The sequence below is a fragment of the Streptomyces sp. OR43 genome, assembly GCF_008042275.1.
Lineage (GTDB): Bacteria > Actinomycetota > Actinomycetes > Streptomycetales > Streptomycetaceae > Streptomyces.
In genome coordinates this window covers 3,639,232-3,665,975 of sequence record NZ_RDBK01000043.1, presented here as the reverse complement: position 1 = coordinate 3,665,975, position 26,744 = coordinate 3,639,232, and the positions used below count along the sequence as shown (strand labels likewise).

General features: G+C 71.1%; 26 protein-coding genes and 2 pseudogenes. 5 read left to right on the top strand and 23 right to left on the bottom strand.

The annotated features are described in order from the left end of the window. Positions 1–4 precede the first annotated feature (4 nt). Positions 5–88: pseudogene (locus tag EAO72_RS43885) on the top strand (hypothetical protein); the annotation flags it as partial. A gap of 10 nt (positions 89–98) precedes the next feature. Here the strand turns inward: EAO72_RS43885 and EAO72_RS35695 are convergent. The 14 genes from EAO72_RS35695 to EAO72_RS35630 all read right to left on the bottom strand — a co-directional run bounded on the left by EAO72_RS35695 (position 99) and on the right by EAO72_RS35630 (position 9,923). Beyond that, positions 99–1,724, bottom strand: coding sequence for a YifB family Mg chelatase-like AAA ATPase (locus EAO72_RS35695; protein WP_148021164.1), 1,626 nt, complete (start codon positions 1,722–1,724; stop codon positions 99–101). After that, entirely contained in the window at positions 1,724–2,083 is a 360-nt protein-coding gene (locus tag EAO72_RS35690; protein WP_148021163.1) for a YraN family protein, read from the bottom strand. Before EAO72_RS35690 ends, EAO72_RS35695 begins: the two co-directional genes overlap by 1 nt. Positions 2,084–2,167: 84 nt before the next feature. Then, positions 2,168–2,476: a DUF2469 domain-containing protein gene (locus EAO72_RS35685; protein ID WP_003965949.1), complete on the bottom strand. Its 309-nt coding sequence runs from the start codon at positions 2,474–2,476 to the stop codon at positions 2,168–2,170. 64 nt (positions 2,477–2,540) lie between these two features. Next, a complete protein-coding gene (locus tag EAO72_RS35680; protein ID WP_148021162.1) occupies positions 2,541–3,029 on the bottom strand; it encodes an NUDIX hydrolase in 489 nt (162 codons plus the stop codon). After that, entirely contained in the window at positions 3,019–3,768 is a 750-nt protein-coding gene (gene lepB, locus EAO72_RS35675; RefSeq protein ID WP_148021161.1) for a signal peptidase I, read from the bottom strand. Before lepB (EAO72_RS35675) ends, EAO72_RS35680 begins: the two co-directional genes overlap by 11 nt. Before the next feature lie 49 nt (positions 3,769–3,817). After that, positions 3,818–4,717, bottom strand: a complete 900-nt coding sequence (gene lepB / locus EAO72_RS35670) for a signal peptidase I (RefSeq protein WP_148022224.1) — start codon at positions 4,715–4,717, stop codon at positions 3,818–3,820. After that, on the bottom strand, positions 4,614–5,693 hold the full coding sequence (gene lepB, locus EAO72_RS35665; protein ID WP_148021160.1) for a signal peptidase I: 1,080 nt from the start codon (positions 5,691–5,693) through the stop codon (positions 4,614–4,616). Before lepB (EAO72_RS35665) ends, lepB (EAO72_RS35670) begins: the two co-directional genes overlap by 104 nt. Further along, complete coding sequence (gene lepB, locus EAO72_RS35660) at positions 5,686–6,456, bottom strand: signal peptidase I (RefSeq protein WP_148021159.1); 771 nt, start codon at positions 6,454–6,456, stop codon at positions 5,686–5,688. The genes lepB (EAO72_RS35665) and lepB (EAO72_RS35660) overlap by 8 nt, the downstream gene beginning before the upstream one ends. A gap of 45 nt (positions 6,457–6,501) precedes the next feature. Further along, positions 6,502–6,852, bottom strand: a complete 351-nt coding sequence (gene rplS, locus EAO72_RS35655) for a 50S ribosomal protein L19 (RefSeq protein WP_136329605.1) — start codon at positions 6,850–6,852, stop codon at positions 6,502–6,504. A 128-nt stretch (positions 6,853–6,980) separates the two neighbouring features. Next, on the bottom strand, positions 6,981–7,802 hold the full coding sequence (gene trmD, locus EAO72_RS35650) for a tRNA (guanosine(37)-N1)-methyltransferase TrmD (protein WP_148021158.1): 822 nt from the start codon (positions 7,800–7,802) through the stop codon (positions 6,981–6,983). Beyond that, the gene (gene rimM, locus EAO72_RS35645) at positions 7,802–8,407 is read right to left on the bottom strand and encodes a ribosome maturation factor RimM (protein ID WP_148021157.1); all 606 of its coding nucleotides are present in this window, start codon (positions 8,405–8,407) and stop codon (positions 7,802–7,804) included. Before rimM ends, trmD begins: the two co-directional genes overlap by 1 nt. Before the next feature lie 79 nt (positions 8,408–8,486). Next, complete coding sequence (locus EAO72_RS35640) at positions 8,487–8,726, bottom strand: RNA-binding protein (RefSeq protein WP_003980229.1); 240 nt, start codon at positions 8,724–8,726, stop codon at positions 8,487–8,489. Positions 8,727–8,728: 2 nt separating this feature from the next. Next, positions 8,729–9,172, bottom strand: coding sequence for a 30S ribosomal protein S16 (gene rpsP, locus EAO72_RS35635; RefSeq protein WP_148021156.1), 444 nt, complete (start codon positions 9,170–9,172; stop codon positions 8,729–8,731). 157 nt (positions 9,173–9,329) lie between these two features. Continuing rightward, on the bottom strand, positions 9,330–9,923 hold the full coding sequence (locus EAO72_RS35630; protein WP_148021155.1) for a hypothetical protein: 594 nt from the start codon (positions 9,921–9,923) through the stop codon (positions 9,330–9,332). A gap of 604 nt (positions 9,924–10,527) precedes the next feature. Between EAO72_RS35630 and EAO72_RS35625 the strand changes: the two genes are divergently transcribed. Beyond that, on the top strand, positions 10,528–11,376 hold the full coding sequence (locus EAO72_RS35625) for a class I SAM-dependent methyltransferase (protein ID WP_148021154.1): 849 nt from the start codon (positions 10,528–10,530) through the stop codon (positions 11,374–11,376). A 48-nt stretch (positions 11,377–11,424) separates the two neighbouring features. Here the strand turns inward: EAO72_RS35625 and ftsH are convergent, their stop codons facing one another. From ftsH to nsdA, 7 genes and pseudogenes are all read right to left on the bottom strand, one after another. Further along, complete coding sequence (ftsH, locus tag EAO72_RS35620; protein ID WP_148021153.1) at positions 11,425–13,341, bottom strand: ATP-dependent zinc metalloprotease FtsH; 1,917 nt, start codon at positions 13,339–13,341, stop codon at positions 11,425–11,427. A 174-nt stretch (positions 13,342–13,515) separates the two neighbouring features. Continuing rightward, positions 13,516–15,069, bottom strand: a complete 1,554-nt coding sequence (gene ffh / locus EAO72_RS35615) for a signal recognition particle protein (RefSeq protein WP_148021152.1) — start codon at positions 15,067–15,069, stop codon at positions 13,516–13,518. A gap of 130 nt (positions 15,070–15,199) precedes the next feature. Continuing rightward, positions 15,200–17,653: a [protein-PII] uridylyltransferase gene (locus EAO72_RS35610; RefSeq protein ID WP_148021151.1), complete on the bottom strand. Its 2,454-nt coding sequence runs from the start codon at positions 17,651–17,653 to the stop codon at positions 15,200–15,202. A 31-nt stretch (positions 17,654–17,684) separates the two neighbouring features. Then, a pseudogene (locus tag EAO72_RS35605) lies at positions 17,685–17,888 on the bottom strand (P-II family nitrogen regulator); the annotation flags it as partial. Between the two features lie 95 nt (positions 17,889–17,983). Then, positions 17,984–18,322: a P-II family nitrogen regulator gene (locus EAO72_RS35600; protein ID WP_136330688.1), complete on the bottom strand. Its 339-nt coding sequence runs from the start codon at positions 18,320–18,322 to the stop codon at positions 17,984–17,986. Then, positions 18,319–19,671: an ammonium transporter gene (locus EAO72_RS35595; protein WP_148021150.1), complete on the bottom strand. Its 1,353-nt coding sequence runs from the start codon at positions 19,669–19,671 to the stop codon at positions 18,319–18,321. Before EAO72_RS35595 ends, EAO72_RS35600 begins: the two co-directional genes overlap by 4 nt. Positions 19,672–20,041: 370 nt before the next feature. Then, positions 20,042–21,517 (bottom strand): transcriptional repressor NsdA, encoded by a 1,476-nt coding sequence (nsdA, locus tag EAO72_RS35590; RefSeq protein ID WP_148021149.1) that lies wholly within the window; start codon positions 21,515–21,517, stop codon positions 20,042–20,044. 423 nt (positions 21,518–21,940) lie between these two features. On the opposite strand from nsdA, the gene EAO72_RS35585 reads away from it, so the two are divergent. Continuing rightward, positions 21,941–22,600: a bifunctional DNA primase/polymerase gene (locus tag EAO72_RS35585; RefSeq protein ID WP_148021148.1), complete on the top strand. Its 660-nt coding sequence runs from the start codon at positions 21,941–21,943 to the stop codon at positions 22,598–22,600. A 76-nt stretch (positions 22,601–22,676) separates the two neighbouring features. On the opposite strand, the gene ftsY is transcribed toward EAO72_RS35585, so the two are convergent. After that, positions 22,677–23,873 (bottom strand): signal recognition particle-docking protein FtsY, encoded by a 1,197-nt coding sequence (gene ftsY / locus EAO72_RS35580; protein ID WP_148021147.1) that lies wholly within the window; start codon positions 23,871–23,873, stop codon positions 22,677–22,679. A gap of 113 nt (positions 23,874–23,986) precedes the next feature. On the opposite strand from ftsY, the gene EAO72_RS35575 reads away from it, so the two are divergent. Both EAO72_RS35575 and EAO72_RS35570 read left to right on the top strand, forming a co-directional pair. Next, the gene (locus tag EAO72_RS35575; protein ID WP_148021146.1) at positions 23,987–25,378 is read left to right on the top strand and encodes a purine-cytosine permease family protein; all 1,392 of its coding nucleotides are present in this window, start codon (positions 23,987–23,989) and stop codon (positions 25,376–25,378) included. A gap of 62 nt (positions 25,379–25,440) precedes the next feature. Then, positions 25,441–26,406, top strand: a complete 966-nt coding sequence (locus EAO72_RS35570; RefSeq protein ID WP_148021145.1) for an LLM class flavin-dependent oxidoreductase — start codon at positions 25,441–25,443, stop codon at positions 26,404–26,406. Between the two features lie 73 nt (positions 26,407–26,479). Here EAO72_RS35570 and EAO72_RS35565 read toward each other — a convergent pair. Then, a partial coding sequence (locus EAO72_RS35565) for an MFS transporter (protein WP_148022223.1) occupies positions 26,480–26,744 on the bottom strand: 265 nt, incomplete at its 5' end.

The window sequence follows — 26,744 nt, the reverse complement described above, 5'->3', positions numbered from 1 at the left end:
GCCGCTGGAGTCGGGGCATGTGGTGGTGGCCCGCAGCGCCGGCGTGGTGCGGCTGCCGGCCCGGTTCCTGATGATGCTCGCCGCGAACCCCTGCCCGGTCATGACGCCCCCGCGCCCATCGGGGCCCCCCGCGGAATCCCGGTGCGCAGCTCCAGGGCCACCCCGATGTCCGAGGCGTCCGGGCGGTCGGCTCCGCGCAGATCCGCTACGGTCCACGCCACCCGCAGCACCCGGTCGAGACCGCGCGCCGTGAGCATGCCCCGCTCCATGTCCCGCTCGGCGGCCATCAGCGCGCCCGGTGCCGCGCCCAGCCTGGTCCGCAGCTCATGCCCCGGCACCTCGCTGTTCGTGGTCCACGGGGTCCCGGCCAGCCGTTCCGCGGCCCGTGCCCGGGCCCGGAGCACCCGGGCGGCGACCGTCTCCGTCGATTCCCCCCGGCCGCCGCGGCCCATCAGGTCTTCGCGCCGGACGGGGTCGACGGTCACCCGCAGGTCCACCCGGTCGAGCAGCGGCCCGGAGAGCCTGGCCTGGTACCGGCGGACCGCCGAGGGCGGGCATTCGCACCCGGCCCCGCTCAGGGTGTGCCGCCCGCACGGGCAGGGGTTCGCGGCGAGCATCATCAGGAACCGGGCCGGCAGCCGCACCACGCCGGCGCTGCGGGCCACCACCACATGCCCCGACTCCAGCGGCTGGCGCAGCGCGTCCAGGGCCTTCACCGAGAACTCCGGCGCCTCGTCAAGAAAGAGGATGCCGCGATGCGCCAGCGAGACGGCGCCGGGCCGCGGCAGCCCGTTGCCCCCGCCGACCAGCGACTGCATGGTCGCCGAGTGGTGCGGGGCGCAGTAGGGCGGGCGGGAGACGAGCGGTTCGCCCGGCGGCAGGATGCCGGCCACCGAATGCACCGCGGTCACCTCAAGGGATTCGTGCCTGGTCAGCGGCGGCAGGATGGCGGGCAGCCGCTCGGCCAGCATGGTCTTGCCCGCGCCCGGCGGTCCTGACAGCAGGATGTGGTGTCCGCCCGCCGCGGCGACCTCCAGGGCCATGCGCGGACGTTCCTGGCCCGCGACGTCCGCCAGGTCCGGCCGGCTGCCCTCACCCTGCGCCCCGCCTCGGGCGATCCCCGTTCCCATACCGGCGCCCGGCACCATCAGACCGGCCAGCATCGTGTCGGGCCGGCCCTCGTCGTGGGCCGCCGTCTCCTCGGGCACCGGCTCGTCGCAGAGCACGGCGATCAACTGCCGCAGGCTGCGGACCCCGAGCACGGAGACCCCGGGGACCAGCGCGGCCTCGCCCGCGGTCTGCTCGGGGACGACCACCTGCCGGTATCCGGCCTCCGCCGCGGCCAGGACCGCGGGCAGGACGCCGCGCACCGGCCGCACCCTGCCATCCAGCCCCAGCTCCCCGATCATCACCACGTCGGCGATCGACGCGGGATCGATCCGCTCGGCGGCGCCGAGTACCGCGCACGCGACGGCGAGATCGAACCCCGAACCTCCCTTGGGCACCGAGGCCGGCGACAGTCCCACCGTGAGCTTCTTCTGCGGCCACTCCGCCCCGGAATTGACCACGGCCGCCCTGACCCGGTCCCGGCTCTCCACCAGGCTCTTGTCCGGCAGCCCCACCAGGGTGAACGCGGCGACTCCCGCCTCCAGGTCGGCCTGGACCTCCACCACCACGCCCTCGACACCGACGAGGGCGACCGAGCAGGCTCGCGCGAACGCCATCAGGCCACCCCCCGCGCATGTTCGGCCAGGGGCGCACCGCGCCTGGGCAGCACCACACCGACCAGGTCGATGCGCACCCCGCCGGGCGGCGGGCCGCCGCTCCGGGCCAGCCAGATCCCGGCCAGCCGCCGCAGGCGTTCCGCCTTGACCGGTGTGACCGCGGCCATCGGGTGCTCGAAGGCCCCCGCCCTGCGGGTCTTCACCTCGCAGATGACGAGCGCGTCACCGTCCTTCGCGACGATGTCGATCTCACCGGCGCGACAGCGCCAGTTCCGTTCCAGTACGGACATGCCGGCATCGGTCAGCAGCCGTGCCGCCACATCCTCGCCGTACCGCCCGAGTGCCCCCCGTGCGTTCATATCGGCACCACCTCCGGCACCGACTGTGACGCGTCCGACCCCAACTAGTGGATCTTGGTGGATAACTCGGCCGTTGTGGACAACTCAGCCACCCGGAAGTTCGAGATCGCTCTTGTTGAGCTCCTCGATGTTGACGTCCTTGAACGTCAGGACCCGTACCTGCTTGACGAAACGTGCGGGCCGGTACATGTCCCAGACCCAGGCATCCGCCATGGACACCTCGAAGAACACCTCGCCCTGGACCGAGTGCACCTGCATCTCGTAGTCGTTGGTGAGGTAGAAGCGCCGTTCGGTCTCGATCACATATTTGAACAGACCGACGACATCGCGGTACTCCCGGTAGAGCTTCAGCTCCATCTCGGTCTCGTACTTCTCGAGGTCCTCGGCGCTCATTGGCATGTTCCCCTTCAGCCGTGCGTTCCCCCATTGTGCGCCAGGGCCCGGTACCCCCGGTCGCTCAGGCGATTTCGGGGGCGAGAACCAGCGGCGTACGCGGAGGACCCTCGTCGAGCAGCGTGCGCAGCAGCCCGGCGAGTCTGGTCGGGTACACCGTCTCACGCGCCGCCGACAGTTCGGCGGAGGTCCACCACCTCAGACCCGCGACACTGCGGCGTTCCAGCCCGGTCTGCCCGCTGGTGTCCGTCGCGGTCTGCGTCGTACGGGCCAGGAAATACCACTCGTCCTGCTCCCAGCGCCGTCCGTCGAACGGGAAGGAACACATCCGCTGCCAGAGCAGCGGGCCCAGCTCGACGTCCGTGATCCCGGTTTCCTCGGCCAGCTCGCGCAGAGCGGCCTGCTCGCGAGTCTCGTCGCCTTCGAGGCCGCCGCCGGGAGTGAACCACCAGGTGCTCCCGGGGTCCTCCGGTTCGAACCCGTGCATCAGCAGAATGCGGTCCTCGGGATCAAGGAGCACCAAGCGGGCGACCTTGCGCACCTCAGCGGGCACCTGAGGTCACCGTCTCCCGCTTGTTCCGCTCAGACCGGGCGGACCGCGCCGCGACCGGCCCGTACACGGCACCGCCGAGGATGAGCACCACGCCCACGGCCATGGCCCCGAGCTGAAGTTTCAGCGGCCCCTGGGCGGAGACTCCGCCGGGCAGGGCCGCAAAGGCCTGCGGCCGCCCGATCATGCCGCCCAGCGGCCAGGCGACGGCGTCCACCCGGGCCTGCACGGCGCTGCGCGGCACCGCACCCTGGTCGCCCTCCTCCAAGTGCACCCGGGAATCCAGCGAGGACCTGCGGTCGTCACCCAGGAGGAAGAGCTTGCCCTTCGGCACCTCGGCCGTGAAGTCGTTTCCCGAGGCGGGTTCACCGGCCTGAAGATACGGTTCCGCAACGGGTATGCCGTTGACCGTGAGCCGGCCGTCCTTCTCGCAGCAGGCGATCTTGTCGCCGCCGATGCCGACGACCCGCTTCACCATCGGCATGTCACCCCAGGCGTGGTCGGTGAAGACCACCACGTCGCCCCGGCGCACCTCGCCGCCGTCCACCCGCTGCGCGAGGACCCGGTCACCGGCGTTCACCGTCGGGGTCATCGACTCGGTCGGCACCGTGTAAGGCCGGTACACCACCGCAGCCCAGGCGAAGCCGCCGAGGAAGAGCACACAGCCGACGGCCACGGCCAGCCCCGACAGCCTGCTGCCGAGCCGGCCGCGGCCGTCTCCCGTACGTCCTGTTGCACTCATCGCAGCGTCCCCCATCGGAGATCGACAATCGCTGATCCGAGTCGGCACCCTACCCGGCGGTACGCCCGCCGGTCAGCCTCCGTCGCCGCCAGAACACGAGGGGCAGCGCGCCGGCTACACCGAGTGCTCCCGGCGCCAGCCCCATCGCGGCGTTCAGCCCCGGCTGGTCGAAGGTCTTCGGGATCGGCAGGGTCGCCCAGCGGTTGACCGGCCACGCGATGACCACGGCCCGGCCGACCACCTCGTCGGTGGAGACGGTGCCGCCACCCGGCAGTTCCTGGTGGTAGCGCGAGTCGAGGGAGTTCTGACGGTGGTCGCCCATGACCCAGATACGGTCCTTGGGGATCTTGATCGGCCCGAACGGCTCGTCGTTGCAGGGAGTGTTGCCCTCGAAGATGAACGACTTGTCGTCCAGCGCCTTGCCGTTGACCGTGACAGGCCCGTTCTTCTTGCACTCCACCGTGTCACCGCCGACCGCGATGACCCGCTTGATCAGGTCCTTCTCCTCGGCCGACGGCATCAGGCCGATGAAGCTGAGGAATTTCTGCACCACGTTCGGATCGGGTGCGGCGGTGTCCTCCAGCCAGCCGCCCGGGTCGTGGAAGACGACCACTTCCCCGCGCTCCGGCTCCGAGCCGAACCACGGCGTCAGCTTGTCGACCAGGACCCGGTCGCCCCGCTGAAGCGTGTTCTGCATCGAGTCCGAGGGAATGGAGAAAGCCTGCACCAGGAATGTCTTGATCAGCAGCGCGAGGATGAGCGCGATGCCGATGAGGAGGGGCAGCTCCTTCCAGAAGGAGCGGGGCTTCTTCTGCGCCGTGCTGCCACTGCCCGGGGAGCCGCCGTCACTCTCCGTCGAGTCCGCCGCCGTCCCGTCGGACTCGGCATTCCCCGGATTGTCCGGCCGGTCCTCGGGTTCGTCGTGTCCGGATCGTGCGCCGACCGCCAAATCCCCCACATCCACTCCTTATTCCGTGCCACCGCCTGCGCCCTAGCCGGTGCAGGCCCACCACTCCCATAACGAGCGGGAGTTCCGCAGGGGTCGGGAGCCGGATCAATCCGTTGGGATCCTGGGACACACTATTCGACGGCCGGGGGGCGGCAGCCGTCCCGGCGCGCGCGTCCGGGACCGAGGAGAAGGCAGATCGTTCCTCCAGCTCGCCCCAGTGACCGAAGGGCCAGGCGATCACCACGGCACGGCCCACCACGGCATCCTCGGAAACCGTGCCGTGCCCCGTCTTGTCCAAGTGGAAGCGCGAATCGGCGGAATTGGAGCGATGGTCACCCATCACGAAGATTCTCCCGGCTGGAACCTTTACCTCGAATTTGATCGTGGAGGGCGAATCGCCGGGGTAGATGTAGGGCTCGTCGACCGCCACCCCGTTCACGATGAGCCTGCCGTCCTGCTCGCAGCACTTCACCGTGTCGCCGCCCACGGCGACCACCCGCTTGATCAGGTCCTGCTCGTCGTCGGAGGGCAGCAGACCGATGAAGGTCAGCACCTCCTTCACCTGCTTGATGACGACCGGGGACTCCTTGGACTCCCCGACCGGGTTCGGCGGCGGCCAGTCGGAGGGGTTCTTGAACACGACGACGTCGCCGCGCTCCGGCTTCGATCCGAACCAGGGCGTCAGTTTGTCCACGAGGACCCGGTCGCCGATCCGGATGGTCTGTTCCATCGACCCCGACGGAATCACGAAGGCCTGCACCAGAAACGTCTTGAGGACCAGGGCGATCAGCAGGGCCACGGTGATGAGGAGGGGTATCTCCTTCACCGCCGACCGGCGCCGCTTCCGCTTCACCTTGCGGGCGAGCTTGCGCCGCTCCGCGCGGGTGGGCAGCGAGCGCGCGGCTGTCGGCCGGGTGCCGGTGGGCAGTGGGATCTCCGGATCCGGTGCGCCGTGCCTCCGCCCGCGGTTACCCATGCGCCGGACCGGGAGCGGGTATGCCGTCGAACGCCGCGGTGTCCGGAACGGCCCCCAGCCGGCCCAGCGGCCAGCCGAGCCAGTCGGCCCGGCCGATCACCTTGTCGACGGGCACCATGCCGCCGCCCGGCTCGCCCAGGTGGTCACGGGAGTCGCGGGAATGGCTCCGGTGGTCGCCCATCATCCAGAGCGTGCCGTCGGGCACGACGATGTCGAAGGGCGCCCGGGACGGTGCGTCCCCCGTGAACAGGTACTCCTCGTTCACCGGCCGGCCGTTCACCTCGACCCGCCCGCGTTTGTCGCAGCAGACCACCCGGTCACCCCCCACGCCCACCACTCGTTTCACGAAGTCGGTCTCGGCGGGCTCCGCGAGCCCCAGGGAAGCCGCCGCGCCGTGCAGCAGCCCGGTCACGGGGTTCTCCGGCGGCGTCTCCTGGACGAAGGATCCGGTGCCGTCGAAGACCACCACGTCGCCGCGCTGGGGTACGGAGCCGAAACGGTACGCCAGTTTGTTGACGAGCACCCGGTCCCCGATCCGCAGAGTGGGCTCCATCGAGCCACTGGGGATCAGGAAGGGCTGCACCACGAAGGTGCTGAAGAGCAGCACGCCGACCGCGCAGACGGCTCCGAGCGCAAGGGTGCGCCGCCACGACACCGTGGCGGCGAAACGGTTCGTGATACGCGAGAAGCGCGACCCCTCCTCCGCTCCCGTAGTGGGTGCGAAGGAGCGGTCGCGCTCCAGGTGCTCTGCTTCCGTGTCCATCGGGGCCAGAGCTTATCCGGCCGTCCTGTGGACCAGTCAGTCAGCTCAGCGGTCGCGCTTCTCCTTGATCTTCGCGGCCTTGCCGCGCAGCTCACGGAGGAAGTACAGCTTGGCGCGACGCACGTCACCGCGGGTGATGAGCTCGATCTTCTCGAAGATCGGGCTGTGCACCGGGAAGGTGCGCTCGACGCCGACCTGGAAGGAGACCTTGCGGACCGTGAAGGTCTCGCTGATGCCCGCGCCCTGGCGGCGGATGACAATGCCCTTGAACTGCTGGATACGGGAGCGGTTGCCCTCGATCACGCGGACGTGGACGTTGACGGTGTCGCCGGGGCGGAACGCGGGGACGTCGGTACGCAGCGATGCGGCGTTGACGTCATCGAGCAGGGAAGCCATGGTGTCTGCTTTCTTCGCCGATGCCACAGGTCATCGACGGGAGAGTGTGATGAGTTCGGAGTGCTGATCGCGTCGGACGGGCGTCTTTCCCCCTGTGGCAGGGGCGCACGCGGACGTACAGCAGCGGCCTATTCTTCCACGGCCTGGGGCCTGCGCCAAAATCGGCCGCCCGGCTCCGGTGACCAGCCGAGGATGGAGAGCATCTCGCGGTCCTTCTTGTCGAAGGCGCTCGCCTCGCAACGCTCGATCAGATCGGGCCGGTTGAGCGCGGTACGGCGGAAGGCCTCGTCCCGGCGCCAGCGCGCGATCCGCCCGTGGTGGCCGCTGAGGAGCACGTCCGGGATTCCCCGTCCGCGCCACTCGGGCGGCTTGGTGTAGACGGGTCCCTCCAGCAGGTTGGCCATCGCGCCCGGGGCGAAGGAGTCGTCCCGGTGCGACTCGGCGTTGCCGAGGACGCCGGGCAGCAGCCGGGCCACCGCCTCCGTGATGACCAGCACCGCGGCCTCGCCGCCGGCCAGCACGTAGTCGCCGATGGACACCTCGACGACCGGCATCCGGGTGGCGTACTCCTCCGTCACCCGCCGGTCGATGCCCTCGTAGCGCGCCGGGGTGAAGATCAGCCAGGGCCGCTCGGACAGCTCGACGGCGAGCTCCTGGGTGAACGGCCGGCCGCTCGGCGTGGGGACCACGAGCACCGGGGAGTGCGCCCCGGACTCGTACCCGTCCGCCAGCGCCTCGTCCAGCGCGTCGCCCCAGGGCTCGGTCTTCATGACCATGCCGGGGCCGCCGCCGTAAGGGGTGTCGTCGACCGTGTTGTGGCGGTCGTACGTCCACTCCCGCAAGTCGTGCACCTGCACGTCGAGGCGTCCGCGGGCGCGGGCCTTGCCGACGAGCGAGACGTTCAGCGGTTCCAGGTACTCGGGGAAGATCGTGACGACGTCGAGGCGCATCAGGCGTCTTTCCCGGCGTCGCCGGAACCGGCCCGCGAGGATCCGTCCTCGGCGGAGTCCGCCTCCTCGTCGCGGGTCGAGACCACGATCGCCTGGCTCTCGTCGATCAGCCCGGGGGGCGGCGTGATCACCGCGCGCTGCTCCTCCAGGTCGATCTCGGTGACGATCTCCTCGACGAACGGGATCATGACCTCGGTGCCGTCGGGACGCTCCACGATGAAGAGGTCCTGGGACGGCAGGTGCGTGATCTCGGTGATCCGGCCGATCTCGGTGCCGTCGGCGAGGACGACGTCGAGGTCCATCAGCTGATGGTCGTAGAACTCCTCGGGGTCCTCCGGAAGTTCAGCCGGGTCGACCTCGGCGATCAGCAGCGTGTTGCGCAGCGCCTCGGCGGCCGTACGGTCCCGTACGCCCTCGAAACGCAGCAGCAGCCTGCCGCTGTGCACCCGGCCGGTCTCGATCGTCAGCGGCCCCGTGGAGGCCGGCTCGGTGGCCAGTACGGCGCCGGGCCCGAGCCGGAGCTCCGGCTCGTCCGTGCGCACTTCGACGGTGACCTCGCCCTTGATGCCGTGGGCGCGACCGATCCGCGCGACTACCAACTGCACCTTGTGTCTCTCCTGTCGTACGACGACGGGCCGGGGTGGGCGCATGGCCCTCCCCGGCCCGTGCCGGTGTTCAACTCTGTCAGCGAACCTGGTCCACATCGACGAGGTCGACGCGGATACCACGGCCGCCGATGGCGCCCACGACGGTACGCAGCGCGCGTGCGGTGCGGCCGTTGCGGCCGATCACCTTTCCGAGGTCATCGGGATGGACCCGGACCTCGAGCACACGACCACGACGCAGGGTGCGCGAGGCGACCTGCACGTCGTCGGGGTTGTCGACGATGCCTTTCACGAGGTGCTCGAGAGCCTCCTCGAGCATGCTCAGGCCTCGGTCGACTCGGCGGGCGCGGCAGCGTCAGCAGCCTCGTCCGCCTTCTTGTCGGCCTTCTTCGCCTTCTGCGTGATGGCCTCGCCCTTGGACTCCTCGCCGGCGTCCTTGGTGAGGGCCTCGAACAGGGCGCGCTTGTCAGCCTTGGGCTCCGGCTGCAGCAGCGGCGCGGGGGCCGGGAGGCCCTTGTGCGCCTGCCAGTCACCGGTGAGCTTCAGGATGGCGAGAACCGGCTCGGTCGGCTGGGCGCCGACGGACAGCCAGTACTGCGCACGCTCTGCGTTGACCTCGATGCGCGAGGGGTTCTGCACCGGGTGGTACAGGCCGATCTCCTCGATGGCCCGGCCGTCACGGCGGGTACGGGAGTCGGCGACGACGATGCGGTAGTGAGGCGAACGGATCTTGCCCAGACGCTTCAGCTTGATCTTGACTGCCACGGAAGTGGTGTCTCCTGGTCTATGACGTGGTTGGGCACAACAAGATGCCACGTGGGGTTGCGGTACTCGGAGTGCCCGATGGACGCGTCAGCCGGAGGAGAGAGGGGTCCTATGCGACTGTCGAGTACAGCTAGCCATTGTGCCACACCCCGCCGCCTCACCCCACCGCGACCACTGCCTCCGGGATCCGGAACGGCTTTCCGCAGCCGCCGCAGACGATCGGGGCCTGCGCGAGGACCGACGGGACGACGCGCACGTTGCGACCGCAGTCGCAGACGGCCTTGACCCGCACGCCTCCTCCGGAGGAGCCGTGCCGGGCCGCGGGCCCGCGGAAGGAGCGCTTGGTGTCGGCGGCGGTGGCCACGGTGTGCGCCTTGAGGGCGCGCTGCAGCCGTTCCGTCGTGGGCCGGTACCGGCGCTTGGCCTCGGGATTGAGCGTGACCAGCGAGAAGCCACTGCTGGGGTGGGGTTCCTCGGCGTGATCGAGGCCCAGCTCCTCGGCGATCGCGAGGAAGCGACGGTTGTGGTATCGGCCGGCGCGCGAGGTGTCACGGACACCTCGGGCGGCGGCAATGCCGTGGACTGCCTCATGGAGCAGTCGCTCGAAGGAGAGCTCGGCGCCACAGGCGGACGAGGACTCTCCGATCAGGGACTCGGGCGCGGCAAGATCGGGCAGCTCGGGGTGGTACCGCTGAATGTCGGCCCACGCCTGTGCCAGCTCTGCGGCAAGTACAGGTGGTGTCGTGCTCACGTCGTGACAACGAGCGCGAGTGCCCCGGTGTTCCGATTCCGGGCCATCCCAAATATTTTGCACGTACCAGTCAGTTGCCGTTCATGCGTCCTGACGAGGGCGGGTGCGCTGATCTGCGGAGAAGACGCACAGCTCACACCAAGGTGGTACGTAGCGCCGGGTACGCCCCGGCGCGTAGACGGCGCGTACGCCCGCCCGCCGATGGCCCGGGCGCCGGGMCCGGCACGGACTCCAGGAGCTGGGGTTCGGCGGACCCGGGGCCCCCGCACCCCTCCCCCGAGCAGCGCCGCAGGGCGCCGCGTGGCCCGGGCCGGAGCGCTCGACGTGCCCGCCCCCGCGCTCCGGGTGAGACTGGACCGCAGCACGGGAAAGCGGAAACGCCGGGCACCCCTGTCCACGGGCGCCCCGGCTCCGGGCGCATCGCGTGCCGCCACCGCGGGCAGCCAATGGCCCGTAGACCCCTGGACGCGGCGGCGGATGCGCAGTTCTCTGGCATACGGGGGAAGCGCGGACGTACGACCACGGGGAGATCGTCCATTCAGGCTCGACCGATCGGTACGGCCGACCGGTTCGACCGGCATCTCGGCGGATTGGGGCGCATTCCATGACACCAACGCTCGTCCGGCACCACACGCAGGCGGAGCCGTCCGCGTCCGTGGACACCGGTTCCCGTGCCCGTGACTGGGCCGAGATCCAGGAGCGGATGCTCGCGCCGCTCTACGAGGCGGTGTACACGCGGCTCGAGATCGGGCCCGCCACGCGCATGCTCTCGCTCGGCTGCGGGTCCGGGCTCGCGCTGCTGATCGCGGCCGGCCGCGGAGCCCACGTCACCGGCGTCGATCCCGACCTCGACCGTCTGTCACTCGCCCGGATCCGGCTGCTGCCCGGTCCGGAGGAGGAGAGCGGCCCCGGGTCCGCCGAACCCCAGCTCCTGGAGTCCGTGCCGGTCCCGGCGCCCGGCCATGAGCCCTACAACCTGATCACCGCCTTCACCCCGATCGGCTGCTCCCCCGACGACGGGGAGGAGCTGGTGCGGACGCTCGGTGCCGCGGTGCCCTCGGCCGGCCGGCGCAGCACGGTCGTCCTGACCGGCTGGGGGCCGCCCGAGCGGTGCGCCACCGATGCCGTGCTCCAGGTGGCGACCCGGCTCGCGGAGGGCCCGCCGCGGGCCGCGGGCGGACTCGGGGCGCGCCGGGACGACCTGGAGAACGTGGCGTTCCGGGCCGGGCTGAATCCCGACGGCTCGGGGCGGGTGGCGTGCCCGTTCGGCTACGCGGACGTGGACAGCGCGGTACGGGGCCTGCTGTCGACGCGGCTCTTCGATGCCGCCGTACGGGCGACGGACCGGTCGCAGGTGGAGAAGGAGGTCGCGGAGGCCCTGCATCCGCATCTGCGCCAGGACGGCACGGTGTGGATGCCGAACGTGTTCCGCTACCTCGTCTGCACCACGTAGGGGCTTCGCGGTGCGGGCCCGCGTGCTGCGGGCCCGTGCCGTCACGTCCTACTTCGCCAGCCGGGTGATCCCGGCCGCCCGGTAGGCGTCCGCTTCGTCGAGCGTCTCGCTCGCCAGCAGCTCCGCGGACAAGGAGTCCAGCCGGTCCCGGTTCTCCCGCAGCATCCGGCAGGCCGTCTCGTAGCACTCGTCGACGATGCGGCGCATCTCGCCGTCCACCGCGTCCAGGGTCGCGGGCGCCGCCGACAGGCCGTACGCCTGCTGGGCGTCGCCCGGCACCGCCGTCAGCCGGCCCACCTTCTGGCTCATGCCCCACCGGCCCACCATGCCCCGGGCGAGCTGCGTGACCTGCTCCAGATCGCTTTCCGCGCCCGTGGTGATGACCCCGAACACCACCTGCTCGGCCGCCATGCCGCCGAGCGCGCCGATGATCCGCCCGCGCAGGTACTCCTCCGTGTAGGCGTACTTGTCGGCGTCGGGCGTCGAGAGCGTGACACCCAGCGCCCGGCCGCGCGGCACGATGGTCACCTTGCGGACCGGGTCCGCGCCCGGCTGGAGCATGCCCAGCAGCGCGTGCCCGCTCTCGTGGTACGCCGTACGGCGGCGCTCCTCGTCCGACATGACGAGCGACCGCTCGGCCCCCAGCTGGACCTTCTCCAGCGCGTCCGAGAAGTCCGCGCCGTCGACCTCGGGCCGCCCGCGCTTCACGGCGAGCAGGGCGGCCTCGTTGGCGAGGTTGGCGAGGTCCGCTCCGGTCATTCCCGGAGTCGTACGGGCCACCTGGGCCAGGTCCACGTCCGGGGCCATCGGGATCTGCCGGGTGTGGATCTCCAGGATCGCTTCCCGGCCGTTCCGGTCCGGCGGGCTGACCTGGACGATCCGGTCGAAGCGGCCGGGCCGGGTGAGCGCCGGGTCGAGCACGTCGGCCCGGTTGGTCGCCGCGAGCACCACGACGCCCTCCGACCCGGAGAAGCCGTCCATCTCCGTGAGGATCTGGTTGAGCGTCTGCTCGCGCTCGTCGTGCCCGCCCATGCCCGAGCCGCCGCCGCGGACCCGTCCGATGGTGTCGATCTCGTCGATGAAAACGATGGCGGGGGCGACCTTGCGGGCCTCGGCGAACAGTTCCCGTACCCGGCCGGCGCCGACCCCGACGATCATCTCGATGAACTCGGAGGCCGAGGCGGAGAAGAACGGCACACCCGCCTCCCCCGCGACCGCCCGCGCCAGCAGCGTCTTCCCGGTGCCGGGAGGACCCGCGAGCAGCACGCCGCCGGGCATCCGGGCGCCCATCTTCCGGTAGGCGTCCGGGTTCTTCAGGAAGTCGACGACATCGTTGAGCTCGCCCTCGACCTCGTCGATGCCGGCCACGTCCTTGAACGTCGTGCGCCGGTCCCCTTCCAGCTCCACCGGCTTGGGCGGGGCCTTGCGGCCGAAGCCGCCCATGCCGCCCCCCATCCCGCCGCGCGACATCCGGCGGGCGATGAACACCCACAGCAGGACGAGCAGCAGCATCGGCGCCAGCGAGATCAGCAGGTTGGCGAGGAAGCTGCGTTCCTTGACGACCGGTTCCGCGGTGACCGTGACGTCGTCCTTGACGAGCTCCGCCCAGAGGTTGTCGTCGGCGAAGGCGGGCCGCTGGGTGACGAACTTGGTGTACGTGTCGTCGCTGCCCGGGACCTTCGCCTTCTTCTTCAGCTGGCCCTGGATGGCATCGCCCTTGGAGTAGATCTTGGAGACGTTCCCGGAGGTGACCTGCTTGCTGAACTCCGTGTACGCGATCGTCGGCTCGTCCCTGCCGTTGAAGAAGGACAGCACCAGATTGGCGATCAGATAGACGGCCAGCGCGGTCAGCAGAAGACCGCCCCAGCCTCCCGGCATCTTCCGGCCGGGTGGCGGGGGCTTCGGCGCACCTTCGGAACGCCAGGGCTGGTCGGTGCGGTCGCGGGGAGGTACGGGATTGGTCACGCGGTCTCCTCTGCCGACAGCCATTGAGCCGACATTAAGGGAGAAACCGGGGCGAAGCCCTTGGAGCGGGGGTCCGCTGGGCCCATGGAGGGATCCCCCCACCCCGCGCACACGCCCGAGGGGGCGCCCGCCGTGAAGCGGGCGCCCCCTCGGGGACGTAATTCGGTGGGCCGCTCAGCCCATGAACTTCTTGAACTCGTCCGGCAGCTCGAAGTTCTTGTCTTCCTGACCGGCCGGCAGACCGAACGCCCCGCCCTGCGCCGCCTGCTCGCGGCGGGCCGCCTCGGCCGCTTCCTCGGCCTTGCGCTTCATCGGGTTACCGCTCTTGCGCTTGCCCTTGGCCTGCTTGACCTGCTTCTTCTGCCGGCCGGGACCGCCACCCATGCCCGGCATCCCGGGCATCCCCGGCATGCCGCCGCCCTGCGCCATCTTCGACATCATCTTGCGGGCCTCGAAGAACCGCTCGACGAGGTTCTTCACGGCACTGACGTCGACACCGGAACCCTTGGCGATACGGGCCCGCCGCGAACCGTTGATGATCGTCGGCTCGGCGCGCTCCTTCGGGGTCATCGACTTGATGATCGCGGCGGTGCGGTCGACGTCGCGCTCGTCGATGTTGTTGATCTGGTCCTTGATCTGCCCCATGCCGGGCAGCATCCCGAGCAGCTTGGAGATGGAGCCCATCTTCCGGACCTGCTCCATCTGGGCCAGGAAGTCGTCGAGCGTGAAGTCCTTCCCGCCCTTGCTGGACGCCAGCTTGGAGGCCATTTGAGCGGCCTCTTCCTGGCTGAAGGTCTTCTCCGCCTGCTCGATCAGGGTGAGCAGGTCACCCATGTCGAGAATGCGGGACGCCATGCGGTCGGGGTGGAAGGCGTCGAAGTCCTCGAGCTTCTCACCGTTCGACGCGAACATGATCTGCTTGCCCGTGACGTGGGCGATCGACAGGGCCGCACCACCGCGGGCGTCACCGTCGAGCTTGGAGAGGACCACACCGTCGAAGCCCACGCCGTCGCGGAAGGCCTCGGCGGTGTTGACCGCGTCCTGGCCGATCATCGCGTCGACGACGAAGAGGATCTCGTCGGGGCTGACGGCGTCGCGGATGTCCGCGGCCTGCTGCATCAGCTCCTGGTCGATACCGAGACGGCCGGCGGTGTCGACGACGACGACGTCGTACTGCTTGGTCCGGGCGTACTCGATCGAGTCCTTGGCGACCTGGACCGGGTCGCCCACGCCGTTGCCCGGCTCCGGCGCGTACACCGCGACGCCGGCGCGGTCGGCGACGACGCTCAGCTGGTTCACGGCGTTGGGGCGCTGGAGGTCACAGGCGACGAGCAGCGGGGAGTGGCCCTGGCCCTTGAGCCAGACGCCGAGCTTTCCGGCGAGGGTCGTCTTACCGGCACCCTGGAGGCCGGCCAGCATGATCACGGTGGGCGCGGTCTTGGCGAAGCGCAGCCGACGGGTCTCGCCACCGAGGATGGAGACGAGCTCCTCGTTGACGATCTTGACGACCTGCTGGGCCGGATTCAGCGCCTGGGAGACCTCGACGCCGCGCGCCCGCTCCTTCACGTTGGCGATGAAGGCCCGGACGACCGGCAGCGCGACATCCGCTTCCAGCAGGGCGATACGGATCTCGCGAGCCGTGGCGTCGATGTCCGCCTCGGACAAGCGGCCCTTGCCCCTGAGGTTCTTGAAAGTCGCGGCAAGGCGGTCGGAGAGAGTATCGAACACGGCGCTCGTCGGTCCTCAGGGTCGGGGGCGGGGCAGGTAGTCGTCCCCCAGGGTATCCGGACGCCGGAGAACGCAAAGCCCTCGCCCGGTTTACGTGACGGACGAGGGCCCTTTCGCGGAGTACGGGGACTCAGCCGAGCGCCTTCTCGATCTCCCGGGCCAGCTCCGCGGCCCGCTCGGCGGACAGCGGCTCGCCCTCCGCGTCCGTGACGTAGACCGTGTCCACCGCGTTCGCCCCCAGCGTCGACACATGCGCGCTGCGCACCCGTACCGCGCTCTGTTCCAGCGCCCGGCCGATCCGGTGCAGCAGACCGGGGGCGTCCTGGGCGCGCACCTCGATCACCGTGGCCAGCCGCGAGCCGGCCGCCGCCACCGTCACCCTCGGCGGCGGGGCCTTCACCCCGCGGCGTCGCGGGTAGGCCGCCTCCCGCTCGGCGAGACGGGCCCGGATGTCCAGCGAGCCGTCCAGGGCGCGGACGAGGTCGGCGCGCAGCCGGGCGGCCTGCGGCAGGGAGCCGTACTCGGCCGCCACGCGCCAGCTGAGCAGGAGCAGGTCCGCCGTCTCGCCCAGTTCCGTGGGGAGCTCGACGGCCCTCAGGTCGGCGGCACGGACGGTCAGGCGGTGCAGGGCGAGGACCCCGGCGGCGGCGGGGAGGACGCCGGGCCGGTCGGGAAGGGCGATGAGGAGTTCGACGCCGACGGGTTCGGGCCCGCCGTCCTCGTGCGGGGGCTCGGCCTGCGTGTGCAGGGCGAGGACGGGTTCGCCGGTGCGCAGGGCCTCGATGGCCAGCCGCTCCTGTTCGGCGCTGGGCGCCTCGGGCGCGGGTTCCTCGGGTGCCTCGCCGGCGAGGACCGCCGCGACGCGCTTGACGAGGTCGGTGACGAGGGAGGCGCGCCAGGTGGACCATGCGGCGGGCCCGGTGGCGAGCGCGTCGGCCTCGGTGAGCGCGTGCAGGAGCTCCAGGGTGGCGGCGCTCCCGACGGCGGTGGCGACGGAGCGGACGGTGGCCGGGTCGTCGAGGTCGCGGCGGGTGGCGGTCTCGATGAGCAGCAGATGGTGGCGTACGAGGGTGGCGATGACGCCCACGTCGTGCTGGTCGAAGCCGATCCGGGCGGCCATGTCGCGGGCGATGACCTCGCCGGCGACGGAGTGGTCGCCGGGCCAGCCCTTGCCGATGTCATGGAGCAGGGCGGCGACCAGCAGGAGGTCGGGGCGGCCGACGCGGCGGGTGAGGGAGGAGGCGCGGACGGCCGCCTCGACGAGGTGGCGGTCCACGGTCCAGGTGTGGACGGGGTTGCGCTGGGGCCGGCAGTGGACCCGTTCCCAGTCCGGCAGGAGCCGGGTGATGAGCCCTTCGGCCTCCAGGGCCTCCCAGACGGGGACGGTGGCCTCGCCGGCACCGAGAAGGGTGACGAGTTCCTCCCGGGCCTCGGCCGGCCACGGCACCGGCAGCGGTTTGGCGGCGGTGGCGAGGTGGCGTACGACATGGCGGGAGAGCGGGAGCTCGGACTGCGCGGCCGCCGCGGCGGCCCGCAGGACGAGGACCGGGTCGCGTTCCGGGCGGGCGGTGCGGGCCAGCACGACCTCGCCGTCGGCCTCGACGACGCCGTCGGCGAGCGGGGTGCGGTCGGTGGCCGGGGCACGGCCGCCGCCCAGCATGGCGCGCAGCCTCGGCCGGGCCGAGCGGGCCCGCAGCACCCGGTTGACCTCGCGCCAGGTGACGTCGGTGGCGTACGAGACGGTGCGGGCGGCCTCGTAGACCTGGCGCAGCAGGGCGTCGGCGTCGAGGAGGCCGAGGGCGGCGGCGACCTGGTCCTGTTCCTGGAGGGCGAGGCGGTCGGTGGCGCGGCCGGTCGTGAGGTGGAGGGCGTCGCGGGCGTCGAGGAGGACGCGGCGGGCCTCGGCGAGGCCCTCGCGGGGGGCGTCGGCGACCCAGGAGGCGGCGACGGCGCGCAGGGCGGTGGCGTCGCGCAGTCCGCCCCGGGCTTCCTTGAGGTCGGGTTCCAGGAGGAACTGGAGCTCGCCCTGGCGCTCCGCCCGTTCGCGGCAGAGCTCGTCGAGAGCGGGCAAGCGCTTGGGGGCGAGGTTCCGCCAGTCGGCGAGGATCGCGGTGCGCAGGGAGGCGACGAGGCCGAGGTCCCCGGCGACGGGACGGGCGTCGAGCAGTCCGAGCTGGACCTTGAGGTCCTCGCCGGCTGTCTTCCGGGCTTCGGCGGGGGTGCGTACGGAGTGGTCGAGGGCGAGGCCCAGGTCCCAGACGGGGTACCAGACGCGGTCGGCGAGGGCGGCCACCGCTCCGGCGTCGGCGCTGCCGTCGTGGAGGAGCAGGAGGTCGAGGTCGCTGCGCGGGGAGAGTTCGCCGCGGCCGTAGCCGCCGACGGCGACGAGGGCGGCGCCCCGGACACCCGCGTGCTCGGCCGCGGCGTTGAACAGGCCGGTCAGCCACTCGTCGGTGAGCGCGGCGAGGGCCGCACGGCGCGGCGGCCCGGACTGCGCCTTCTGCTGAAGAAGGCGCAGCCGGGCCGCCGCGTAGCCGCTGGGTCCCGATTCCTCGGATTCGGTGGTCACTTCGGTGCTCGTCACCCAGCTGCCTTTCCGTGTGCGGAACAGTCGGTCAGAGTGCGTCCGGGCCGCGTTCGCCGGTGCGTACCCGGATCGCGGTCTCGACCGGGACGCTCCAGACCTTGCCGTCACCGATCTTGCCCGTCCGGGCGGCCTTCACGACGACGTCGATGAGCTGTTCGGAGTCCTCGTCCTCGACGAGGACCTCGATGCGGATCTTCGGGACGAGGTCGACGGTGTACTCGGCGCCCCGGTAGGGCCGCCGCGTAGCCGCTGGGTCCCGATTCCTCGGATTCGGTGGTCACTTCGGTGCTCGTCACCCAGCTGCCTTTCCGTGTGCGGAACAGTCGGTCAGAGTGCGTCCGGGCCGCGTTCGCCGGTGCGTACCCGGATCGCGGTCTCGACCGGGACGCTCCAGACCTTGCCGTCACCGATCTTGCCCGTCCGGGCGGCCTTCACGACGACGTCGATGAGCTGTTCGGAGTCCTCGTCCTCGACGAGGACCTCGATGCGGATCTTCGGGACGAGGTCGACGGTGTACTCGGCGCCCCGGTAGACCTCGGTGTGGCCGCGCTGACGCCCGTAGCCGCTGGCTTCCGTGACCGTGAGGCCCTGGACGCCGAAGGCCTGGAGGGCCTCCTTGATCTCGTCAAGCCGGTGGGGCTTCACGACTGCGGTGATGAGCTTCATGCGTCCACCTTCTTGTTCGTCGGGGCTGCCGTGGTCCCGGCCGCGGGGGGCGTGGAGCGGGAGGACGAACCGCCGCCCGCACCGCTGAAGTCGTACGCCGTCTCGGCGTGTTCGACCTGGTCGATACCGGAGACCTCGTCGTCCTCCTCGACCCGCATCCCGATGGTCTTGTCGAGCAGGAAGGCGAGGATCGCGGAGACGACCAGAGAGTACGCGAGGACCGCGAAGACACCGACGGCCTGCTTGCCGAGCTGGTCGAGTCCGCCGCCGTAGAAGAGGCCCTTGGCGTCGGACTGGACTCCGCCGGTGGCGAAGAAGCCGATGAGGAGGGATCCGACGACACCGCCGACGAGGTGGACGCCGACGACGTCCAGGGAGTCGTCGTAGCCGAACTTGTACTTGAGACCGACGGCCATGGCGCACAGCACACCGGCGATGGCACCGACCGCGATGGCACCGAGCGGGCTGACCGCACCGCCGGCCGGGGTGATGGCGACGAGTCCGGCGACGGCGCCGGACGCGGCACCGAGGGTGGTGAAGGAGCCGTGGCGGAGCTTCTCGTAGCCGAGCCAGGCGAGCATGGCCGCGGCGGTGGCGACCTGCGTGTTGACGAACATGACCGCGCCGACACCGTCGTCGTTGCCGAGCCACGAGCCGGCGTTGAAGCCGAACCAGCCGAACCAGAGGAGGCCGGCGCCGAGCATGACGAGCGGCAGGCTGTGCGGCCGCATCGGGTCCTTCTTGAAGCCGACGCGCTTGCCGATGACGAGGATCACGCCGAGGGCCGCGGCACCCGCGTTGATGTGGACGGCGGTACCACCGGCGAAGTCGATGACGCCGAGCTCGAAGAGCCAGCCGCCCGCGCCCCAGACCCAGTGCGCGACCGGGAAGTAGACGACGGTGACCCAGAGGGTGATGAAGAGCGCCCACGAGGTGAACTTGACCCGGTCGGCGAGCGCACCGCTTATCAGGGCCGGGGTGAGCACGGCGAACATCAGCTGGAACACGGCGAAGACGTACACCGGGATGGTGTAGCCGTCCCAGAGTTCCGTGACGCCGATGCCGCTGAGGCCGACGAAGTCCTGGCTCCAGCCGATGATCGAGCCGGCGTCGGTGCCGAAGGCGAGGCTGAATCCGTAGAGCACCCACAGGATCGTCACGATCCCGAGGCTGATGAAGCTCATCATCAGCATGTTGAGGGTGCTCTTGACGCGGACCATGCCTCCGTAGAAGAAGGCCAGGGCCGGGGTCATGAGCATCACCAGGGCCGAACAGATGAGCATGAACCCGGTGTTGGCGGCAGACAGCGTCGGGGCGTCTGCTGCAAGCGTCGTGATGCCTGGGGGCATCGGCGTCTCCTCGTCGTCGGTGCGGCCGCGTGCGGGGGCGGTGGGGACGTATCCACGTGCGGGACCACTGGGGAAAAGGTGCGGGCCGGTTATGGGCATGAGATTCGCCCAGCGCCGTTTCCGCCGATGCCACACGATGTTTCGCCGCAGTGACTAAGGGGACCGTCGTGTTACGTCGTCATGAACCGCCTGTGCCGTACCCGCGCTCGGGCCTACTCTGCGGCCGGAGCCGCATACGGTGCGGTTACGACGCTCCGGCAGGGGAACGACCACACGAACCGGCCACGACGATCACCCGCTGACCAGGCAATCGGGGGAGCCGAAGTCGGTCGGTGCGGGGTGGCCGTCGTGGCCGGGGCTGAGGTGCCGCTCAGACCGCTTCGGCGGTCTCGGGCAGTTGTTCGGTGAGGAGGTCGGTGAGCCGCGCGACCTCGGGAATGTCCCCGAAGTCCCTGGCAGCGGTGTCGACGGTCTTGCGCAGCCGGGTGTTGACCCGCTCCGAGCGGACCTTCTTGGCGACGCGCAGCGCCTTCTCGGCCAGCACGGTGGACTGCTCGGGCTCGCGCTTGAGGAGGTGGACGGTGGCGAGGCCGACCAGGTTGAGCGCGTACGACCGCTGGTGCTCGTCGTCGTCGCCGAAGAGCTCGACCGCCCGCTGCATGACGGGCTCGGCGAGCGAGGCGTACGTGGGGCTGCGGCCGGCCACATAGGCCAGGTCACGGTAGGAGTGGGAGTTCTCGCCGTTGAGCTCGGCCTCGGAGAAGAAGCGGATCCAGTCGGGCTCGGGCTCGCCGTCGATCCCCGCGTCGAGGAAGGTGTCCTCGGCCATTCGCACGGCACGCTTGCACTTGCTGGGCTGGCCCATGTTGGCGTAGGCGCGGGCCTCCATCGCATACAGCATGGCCTGGGTCCGCGCGGTGGCGCAGTCACGGCTGCCGTACTGCGCGAGGTGGATGAGTTCGAGCGCGTCGTCGGGGCGGCCGAGGTGGATCATCTGGCGGCTCATGCTGGACAGGACGTACGAGCCCAGCGGTTTGTCGCCGGCCTCCTTCGAGGCGTGCAGGGCGAGCACGAAGTACTTCTGGGCGGTGGGCTGGAGGCCGACGTCGTAACTCATCCAGCCCGCCAGTTCGGCCAGTTCGGCGGCGCAGCGGAAGAGGCGCTTCGCGGTGGCGGCCGGCTGCGGCTCCTGGAGCAGGTCGGTGACCTCGTGGAGCTGGCCGACGACGGCCTTGCGGCGCAGTCCGCCGCCGCACTGGGCGTCCCACTGGCGGAACATCGCGGTGGTGGACTCCAGCAGGTCGAGCTCCGGGCCGGAGAGGCGCGACGGGCGGCGGGCGGCGGCGTCCGACTCCGGCTCGACGGCCCCGCCGGCGGCGACGGGCACCAGCCAGCGCTGCATGGGTTCGATGAGGGCGGGTCCGGCGGCGAGCGCGAGGGAGCTGCCGAGGAATCCGCGGCGGGCGAGCATGAGGTCGCTGCGGGAGAACTCGCTGAGCAGGGCGACGGTCTGAGGGCCGGCCCAGGGCAGATCGACGCCGGCCACCGAGGGCGCCTGGTGGGCGGCGCGCAGCCCCAGGTCCTCGACGGCGACGACGGAGCCGAAGCGTTCGGAGAACAGCTCGGACAGGATGCGCGGGATCGGCTCGCGCGGCTGCTCACCGTCGAGCCAGCGCCGCACCCGTGAGGTGTCGGTGCTGATGTGGTGGGCGCCCATCTGGCGCGCTCTGCGGTTCACCTGCCGGGCGAGCTCGCCCTTCGACCAGCCGCTGCGCACGAACCATGATCCCAATTGCCCGTTGGGGCGCTTACCGGCATTCGAATCGCCTGCGCCGCTGCCACTCACTGGAACGCCCCCATCCGCCGAATACTGTCGCGCGAACCTCTATCAGAATGCCGCGAACCGATGCTGCCCGTATGCGGGTTGCCCACCATCGAACAGAAAATCGGGTTGCCTCCGGCATACCCATGGGCGCACATACTTCCATGCTTCGTGTACCGACGGTAATCCTACGATCACCCCCTCGGCGAGGGCGTTTACAGAAACGCCACCATTCGCCACCCCTTCGAATGAACGCCACCGCGGCTGGGCGCGATTCACTTGACAGACAGCGACCAGCGGTAGGCGCAGGGATGCATTCGGGGGCGCGCACGAGGTCTCGCGCCCCGGGGGCGCACCCCGCGCTCACGCCGGTCGCCGAGTTCGACGGAGTGTCACGTCGGCACCCCGGTGCGTAACCACTGGCGCGTTGGACCCGTTGGAGGGGGCATGGGCTTCACGATCGGCGGCATCCGTGAGAGGCGATCCGGCGCGCGGCGCCGCGGCCGTGCGGCCGAAGGCACCGCGGTGGCCGAGTACACGGGGCTGTGGGGCTGGGCGGTCGTGCCCGGCGCACGCGCCGCGGACGGCAACTGCTCGTGCGGGGAGGCGGGTTGCCCCTCCCCCGGCGCCCATCCGCTGGACTTCGCGCAGGAGGTTCCCGCCGGGGCGACGCTCGACACGGCGGCGCGCGCGTGGGCCGAGGTGCCCGGGGCCTCGATGCTGCTGCCCGTGGGCCGCAACTTCGATGTACTCGATGTCGCGGAGCAGGCGGGGCGCCGGGCGCTGGTGCGGATGGAGCGGATGGGGCTGCCGCTGGGGCCGGTCGCGGTGACCCCGGCCGGCCGGGCGCAGTTCTTCGTCGCGCCGGGCGCGGCCGCCGAGCTGCCCCGGCTGCTGTACCGGATGGGCTGGGACGACGCGGGCCTGGACCTGCGGGCGTTCGGATCCGGCTCCCACATCACCGCGCCCCCGTCCGACCAGGGCGGCCTCGGCCCGGTCCGCTGGCTGCGCCCGCCGGCCCTGGACACCGCGGCGGCGCCCCCGCAGGCCAGGCTGCTGCTGGGCACGCTGGCGTACATCTGCCACCGGCTGGCCCCCTGCGGCTGACGGCAGTCCGGCCGCTACGGCGAGGAGCCCGGCCGCACGGTGCGGCCGGGCTCCTCGCCGTAGCGGTACGGGCGGTTCAGTCCCCGATCAGGGCGTCCACGAACGCCTCCGGCTCGAACGGAGCCAGATCGTCCGGCCCCTCGCCGAGCCCGACCAGCTTCACCGGTACGCCCAGTTCGCGCTGGACGGCGATGACGATGCCGCCCTTGGCGGTGCCGTCGAGCTTGGTGAGGACGATGCCGGTGATGTCGACGACCTCGGCGAACACCCGCGCCTGCACCAGGCCGTTCTGGCCGGTGGTGGCGTCGAGGACGAGCAGGATCTCGTCGAGCGGTCCGTGCTTCTCGACGACCCGCTTGACCTTGCCGAGCTCGTCCATCAGCCCGGTCTTGGTGTGCAGCCGTCCCGCCGTGTCGATGAGCACGACGTCGGCGCCCTCGGCGATGCCTTCCTTCACGGCGTCGAAGGCGATCGACGCCGGGTCGCCGCCCTCGGGTCCGCGCACGGTGCGGGCGCCGACGCGCTCGCCCCAGGTCTGGAGCTGGTCGGCGGCGGCGGCGCGGAAGGTGTCGGCCGCGCCGAGCACGACGCTGCGGCCGTCGGCCACGAGCACCCGGGCCAGCTTGCCGGTGGTGGTGGTCTTGCCGGTGCCGTTGACGCCGACGACCATGACGACGCCGGGGGTCTCCGCCCCGCCCTCCGTCCTGACCGCCCGGTCGAAGTCGGTGCCGAGCAGGGTGAGGAGCTCCTCGCGCAGCAGCTTGCGCAGCTCCTCGGGGGTACGGGTGCCGAGCACGCGGACGCGCTCGCGGAGCCGTTCGACCAGCTCCTGGGTGGGAGCGACGCCGACGTCGGCGGTGAGGAGGGTGTCCTCGATCTCCTCCCAGGTGTCCTCGTCGAGGTTGTCCCGGGACAGGAGCGTGAGCAGCCCCTTGCCGAGGGAGTTCTGCGAGCGGGCGAGCCTGGCCCGCAGCCGTACGAGACGGCCGGCGGTGGGCTCGGGGACGTCCAGCGCGGGGGCGGCGGGCGTCTGCGGTTCTGCGGTTTCCGGGGCCTCCTCGGGCGGAAGGCCGACCTCCTCGATGGTGCGGCGCGAGGTGTCGCGCGGCGTCTCGGCCTCCTCGCCGACATGGGGCTCGGCGGGAGGAGTGATGGTCGGCGTGCTCGACGGCGCCGGGGGCAGCTGCTTCTTCTTGCGGCTGCTGACCACGAGCCCGCTGATCACGCCGACCGCGACCAGGGCGATGACTACAGCAAGGATGACGAATTCCATAACCCACCCAGTATCGGTCACGTGCGGCGGCGAGCGAGGGATGCGCGGTCCCCCAGGAGGCCGAGCACTCAGGGCATTACACACCGTATGCCGGAAAAGGTACGATTCCGGCCGTGGAGACCCGTGGGCTGGAACCCGTGCCCGACAGCGAGCGCACCGGCCGGGTCCGCTCCCTCTTCCCCACCTGGGTGGCGGCCAACACGACCGTGCTGCTGCTCACCATCGGGGCGGGGCTCGTGGTCTTCGACGGACTGAGCCTGTGGCAGGTGCTGGTCGTCGCGGTCACGGCTCCGGCCGTCTCGTTCGGCCTGGTCGGGCTGATCTCGGTCGCGGGGCGCAGCGGCGGCGCCCCGGGCATGGCGCTCTCCCGGGCCGTCTTCGGCCAGCGGGGCAATCTGGGGCCGGGCGCGCTGATCTGGGTGGCCCGGTGGGGGTGGGAGACGGTGAACGCGGTCACCGGCGCGTACGCGCTGCTGGCCGTGCTCGGCCTGCTCTTCGGCATCCGGAGCACCTCGACGCTGATCATGGCGACCCTGTTCGCTTTCGTCGCGAGCAGCTTCCTCCTGTCGGGGCTCGGCGTGCGGGCGCTGCGGCTGTGCTGCACCTGGTCGGCGTACCTCTTCGGCGGGTTCAGCGTGCTGGTCCTGGTGCACCTGGCCGGCGCGACGGCCTGGCCCGCGGTACTGGACCGGCCCGCCGGTCCGACGTCGGCGATGATCGCGGGCATCGGCACCCTGGCGGCCGGCGGTATCAGCTGGGCGCCGACCGGGCCGGATTTCACCCGTTACCTTCCGCGCAGCGCGTCCGGGCGGGCGATGGTCGCGGCGACGGTGGGAGGCGCGGGAATCGTGTTTCTGCCGATGGTGCTGATGGGGGCGGTGATGGCGGTCGGTACGCCGGGCCTCGCCGTCACCCGTGATCCGGTGGCGTTCATCGGGGTGCTGCTGCCCGACTGGCTCTCGGTTCCGTATCTGGCGGTCGCCGTGCTCGGCATGGTGCTGATCAACGCCATGTCGATGTATTCGGCCGGATTCACCGCGCAGACCCTGGGATTCATGATCCCGCGCGCCTGGGCCGTCGGTGTGAATGCCGCGATCAGCCTGTTCCTGGGGTCGCTGCTGATGCTCGTGGCGAGCAGTTTCGTCGATGCGTTCGTCTCCTTCCTGAACCTGCTCGCGGTGACGTTCTCGGCCTGGATCGGCGTCTTCGGCGTGGATCAGCTGCGAGGGCGCACATACGACCCCGAGGCACTCATGGACACCACCTCCACCAGCGCCTACTGGTACGCGGGCGGCTTCGCGTGGACCGCTGTGGCGGCATGGGCGGCGGGCCTGGTGGTGGGGCTGCTGTTCACCGGCGTGGAATGGTTCACCGGTCCGCTGGCGACGACCTGGACGGGGCGCAACGGGCTCGGCTGGGCGGTCACGATCCTCGTCTCCGGCGGTCTGTACGCGGCACTGCCGCGGCCCGCCGGACACCGGGCGACCGCACCCCTACACTTCTGACGCTGCGTCAGCTAAGGTCCGGCCTCGCCAGCCCGCCCGGCAGGACCCAGGGGGACAGCGTCATGGCCTTCACCGTCGTCCGGTTCAACCTCGTCGACCCCGATGCCACTCCGGGGTCACTCTCGGCCCGCTACCGTGCGGCGCTGGACATGACCGCGTACGCCGACGAGCACGGCGTCGACACGGTGCAGACCGAGGAGCACCACGGGGCCGCCAACTCCTGGCTGCCGTCGCCGTTCGTCCTCGCCGGGGCCGTCTTCGGGGCCACCCGCAGGATCGCGGTCACGGTCTCCGCGGTCATCGGTCCGCTGCACGATCCGTTGCGGCTCGCCGAGGACATCGCGGTCCTCGATCTGCTGAGCGCGGGCCGGCTGGTCACGGTCGCGGGGATCGGCTACCGGCCCGAGGAGTACGAGCGGGCAGGCGTCGAGTGGGGCAGGCGGGGCCGGCTCCAGGACGAGGTGCTGGAGACCCTGTTGAAGGCGTGGACGGGCGAGCCGTTCGAGTTCCGCGGCCGTACGGTGACGGTCACCCCGCGGCCGTACACCCGCCCGCATCCGCTGCTGCTGGTGGGCGGCAGCTCGCGGGCGGCGGCGCGGCGGGCGGCCCGGCTGGGGCTGCCGCTGTTCCCGAGCGCGCATCTGCCGGAGCTGGAGGCGTACTACCACGAGCAGCGCGCGGAGCACGGTACGGAGGGCTTCTGCATGATGCCCTCGGCCGAGACGCCGTTGCTGCACGTGTCCGAGGACCCGGACCGGGCCTGGGCCGCGTACGGGGAGCACTTCCTGCACGAGGCGCGTACGTACGCCTCCTGGCAGTCCAAGGACATCCGTTCAGCCGTCCGTTCGGCGGCGACGAGCGTGGCGGAACTGCGGGCCGAGGGCGTCTACCGGATCGTCACACCGGAGGCCTGCGCGGCTCTGGCCGGTGAGCTGGACAGCCTGGTGCTGCACCCGCTGTGCGGCGGCATGCCGGTCGAGGAGGGCTGGCGCAGCCTGCGGTTGTTCTGCGGGGCCATCGGAGGGTGAGCCATGCGTACGGCCCCGGCTCGCGGGTGCGAGCCGGGGCCGTACGGGTTACGAGGAGAGAGGGCAGCGGGGATCAGCCCATCTCCTCCAGCGCCTTGCCCTTGGTCTCCTTCACGAACTTGATGACGAAGGGGATCGAGAGCGTGGCGAAGCAGGCGTAGATGATGTACGTCCCCGAGAGGTTCCAGTCGGCGAGGCTCGGGAAGCTCGCGGTGATCGCCCAGTTGGCGATCCACTGCGCGGAGGCGGCGACGCCGAGCGCGGCGGCGCGGATCCGGTTCGGGAACATCTCGCCGAGGAAGACCCAGACCACGACGCCCCACGAGAGGGCGAAGAAC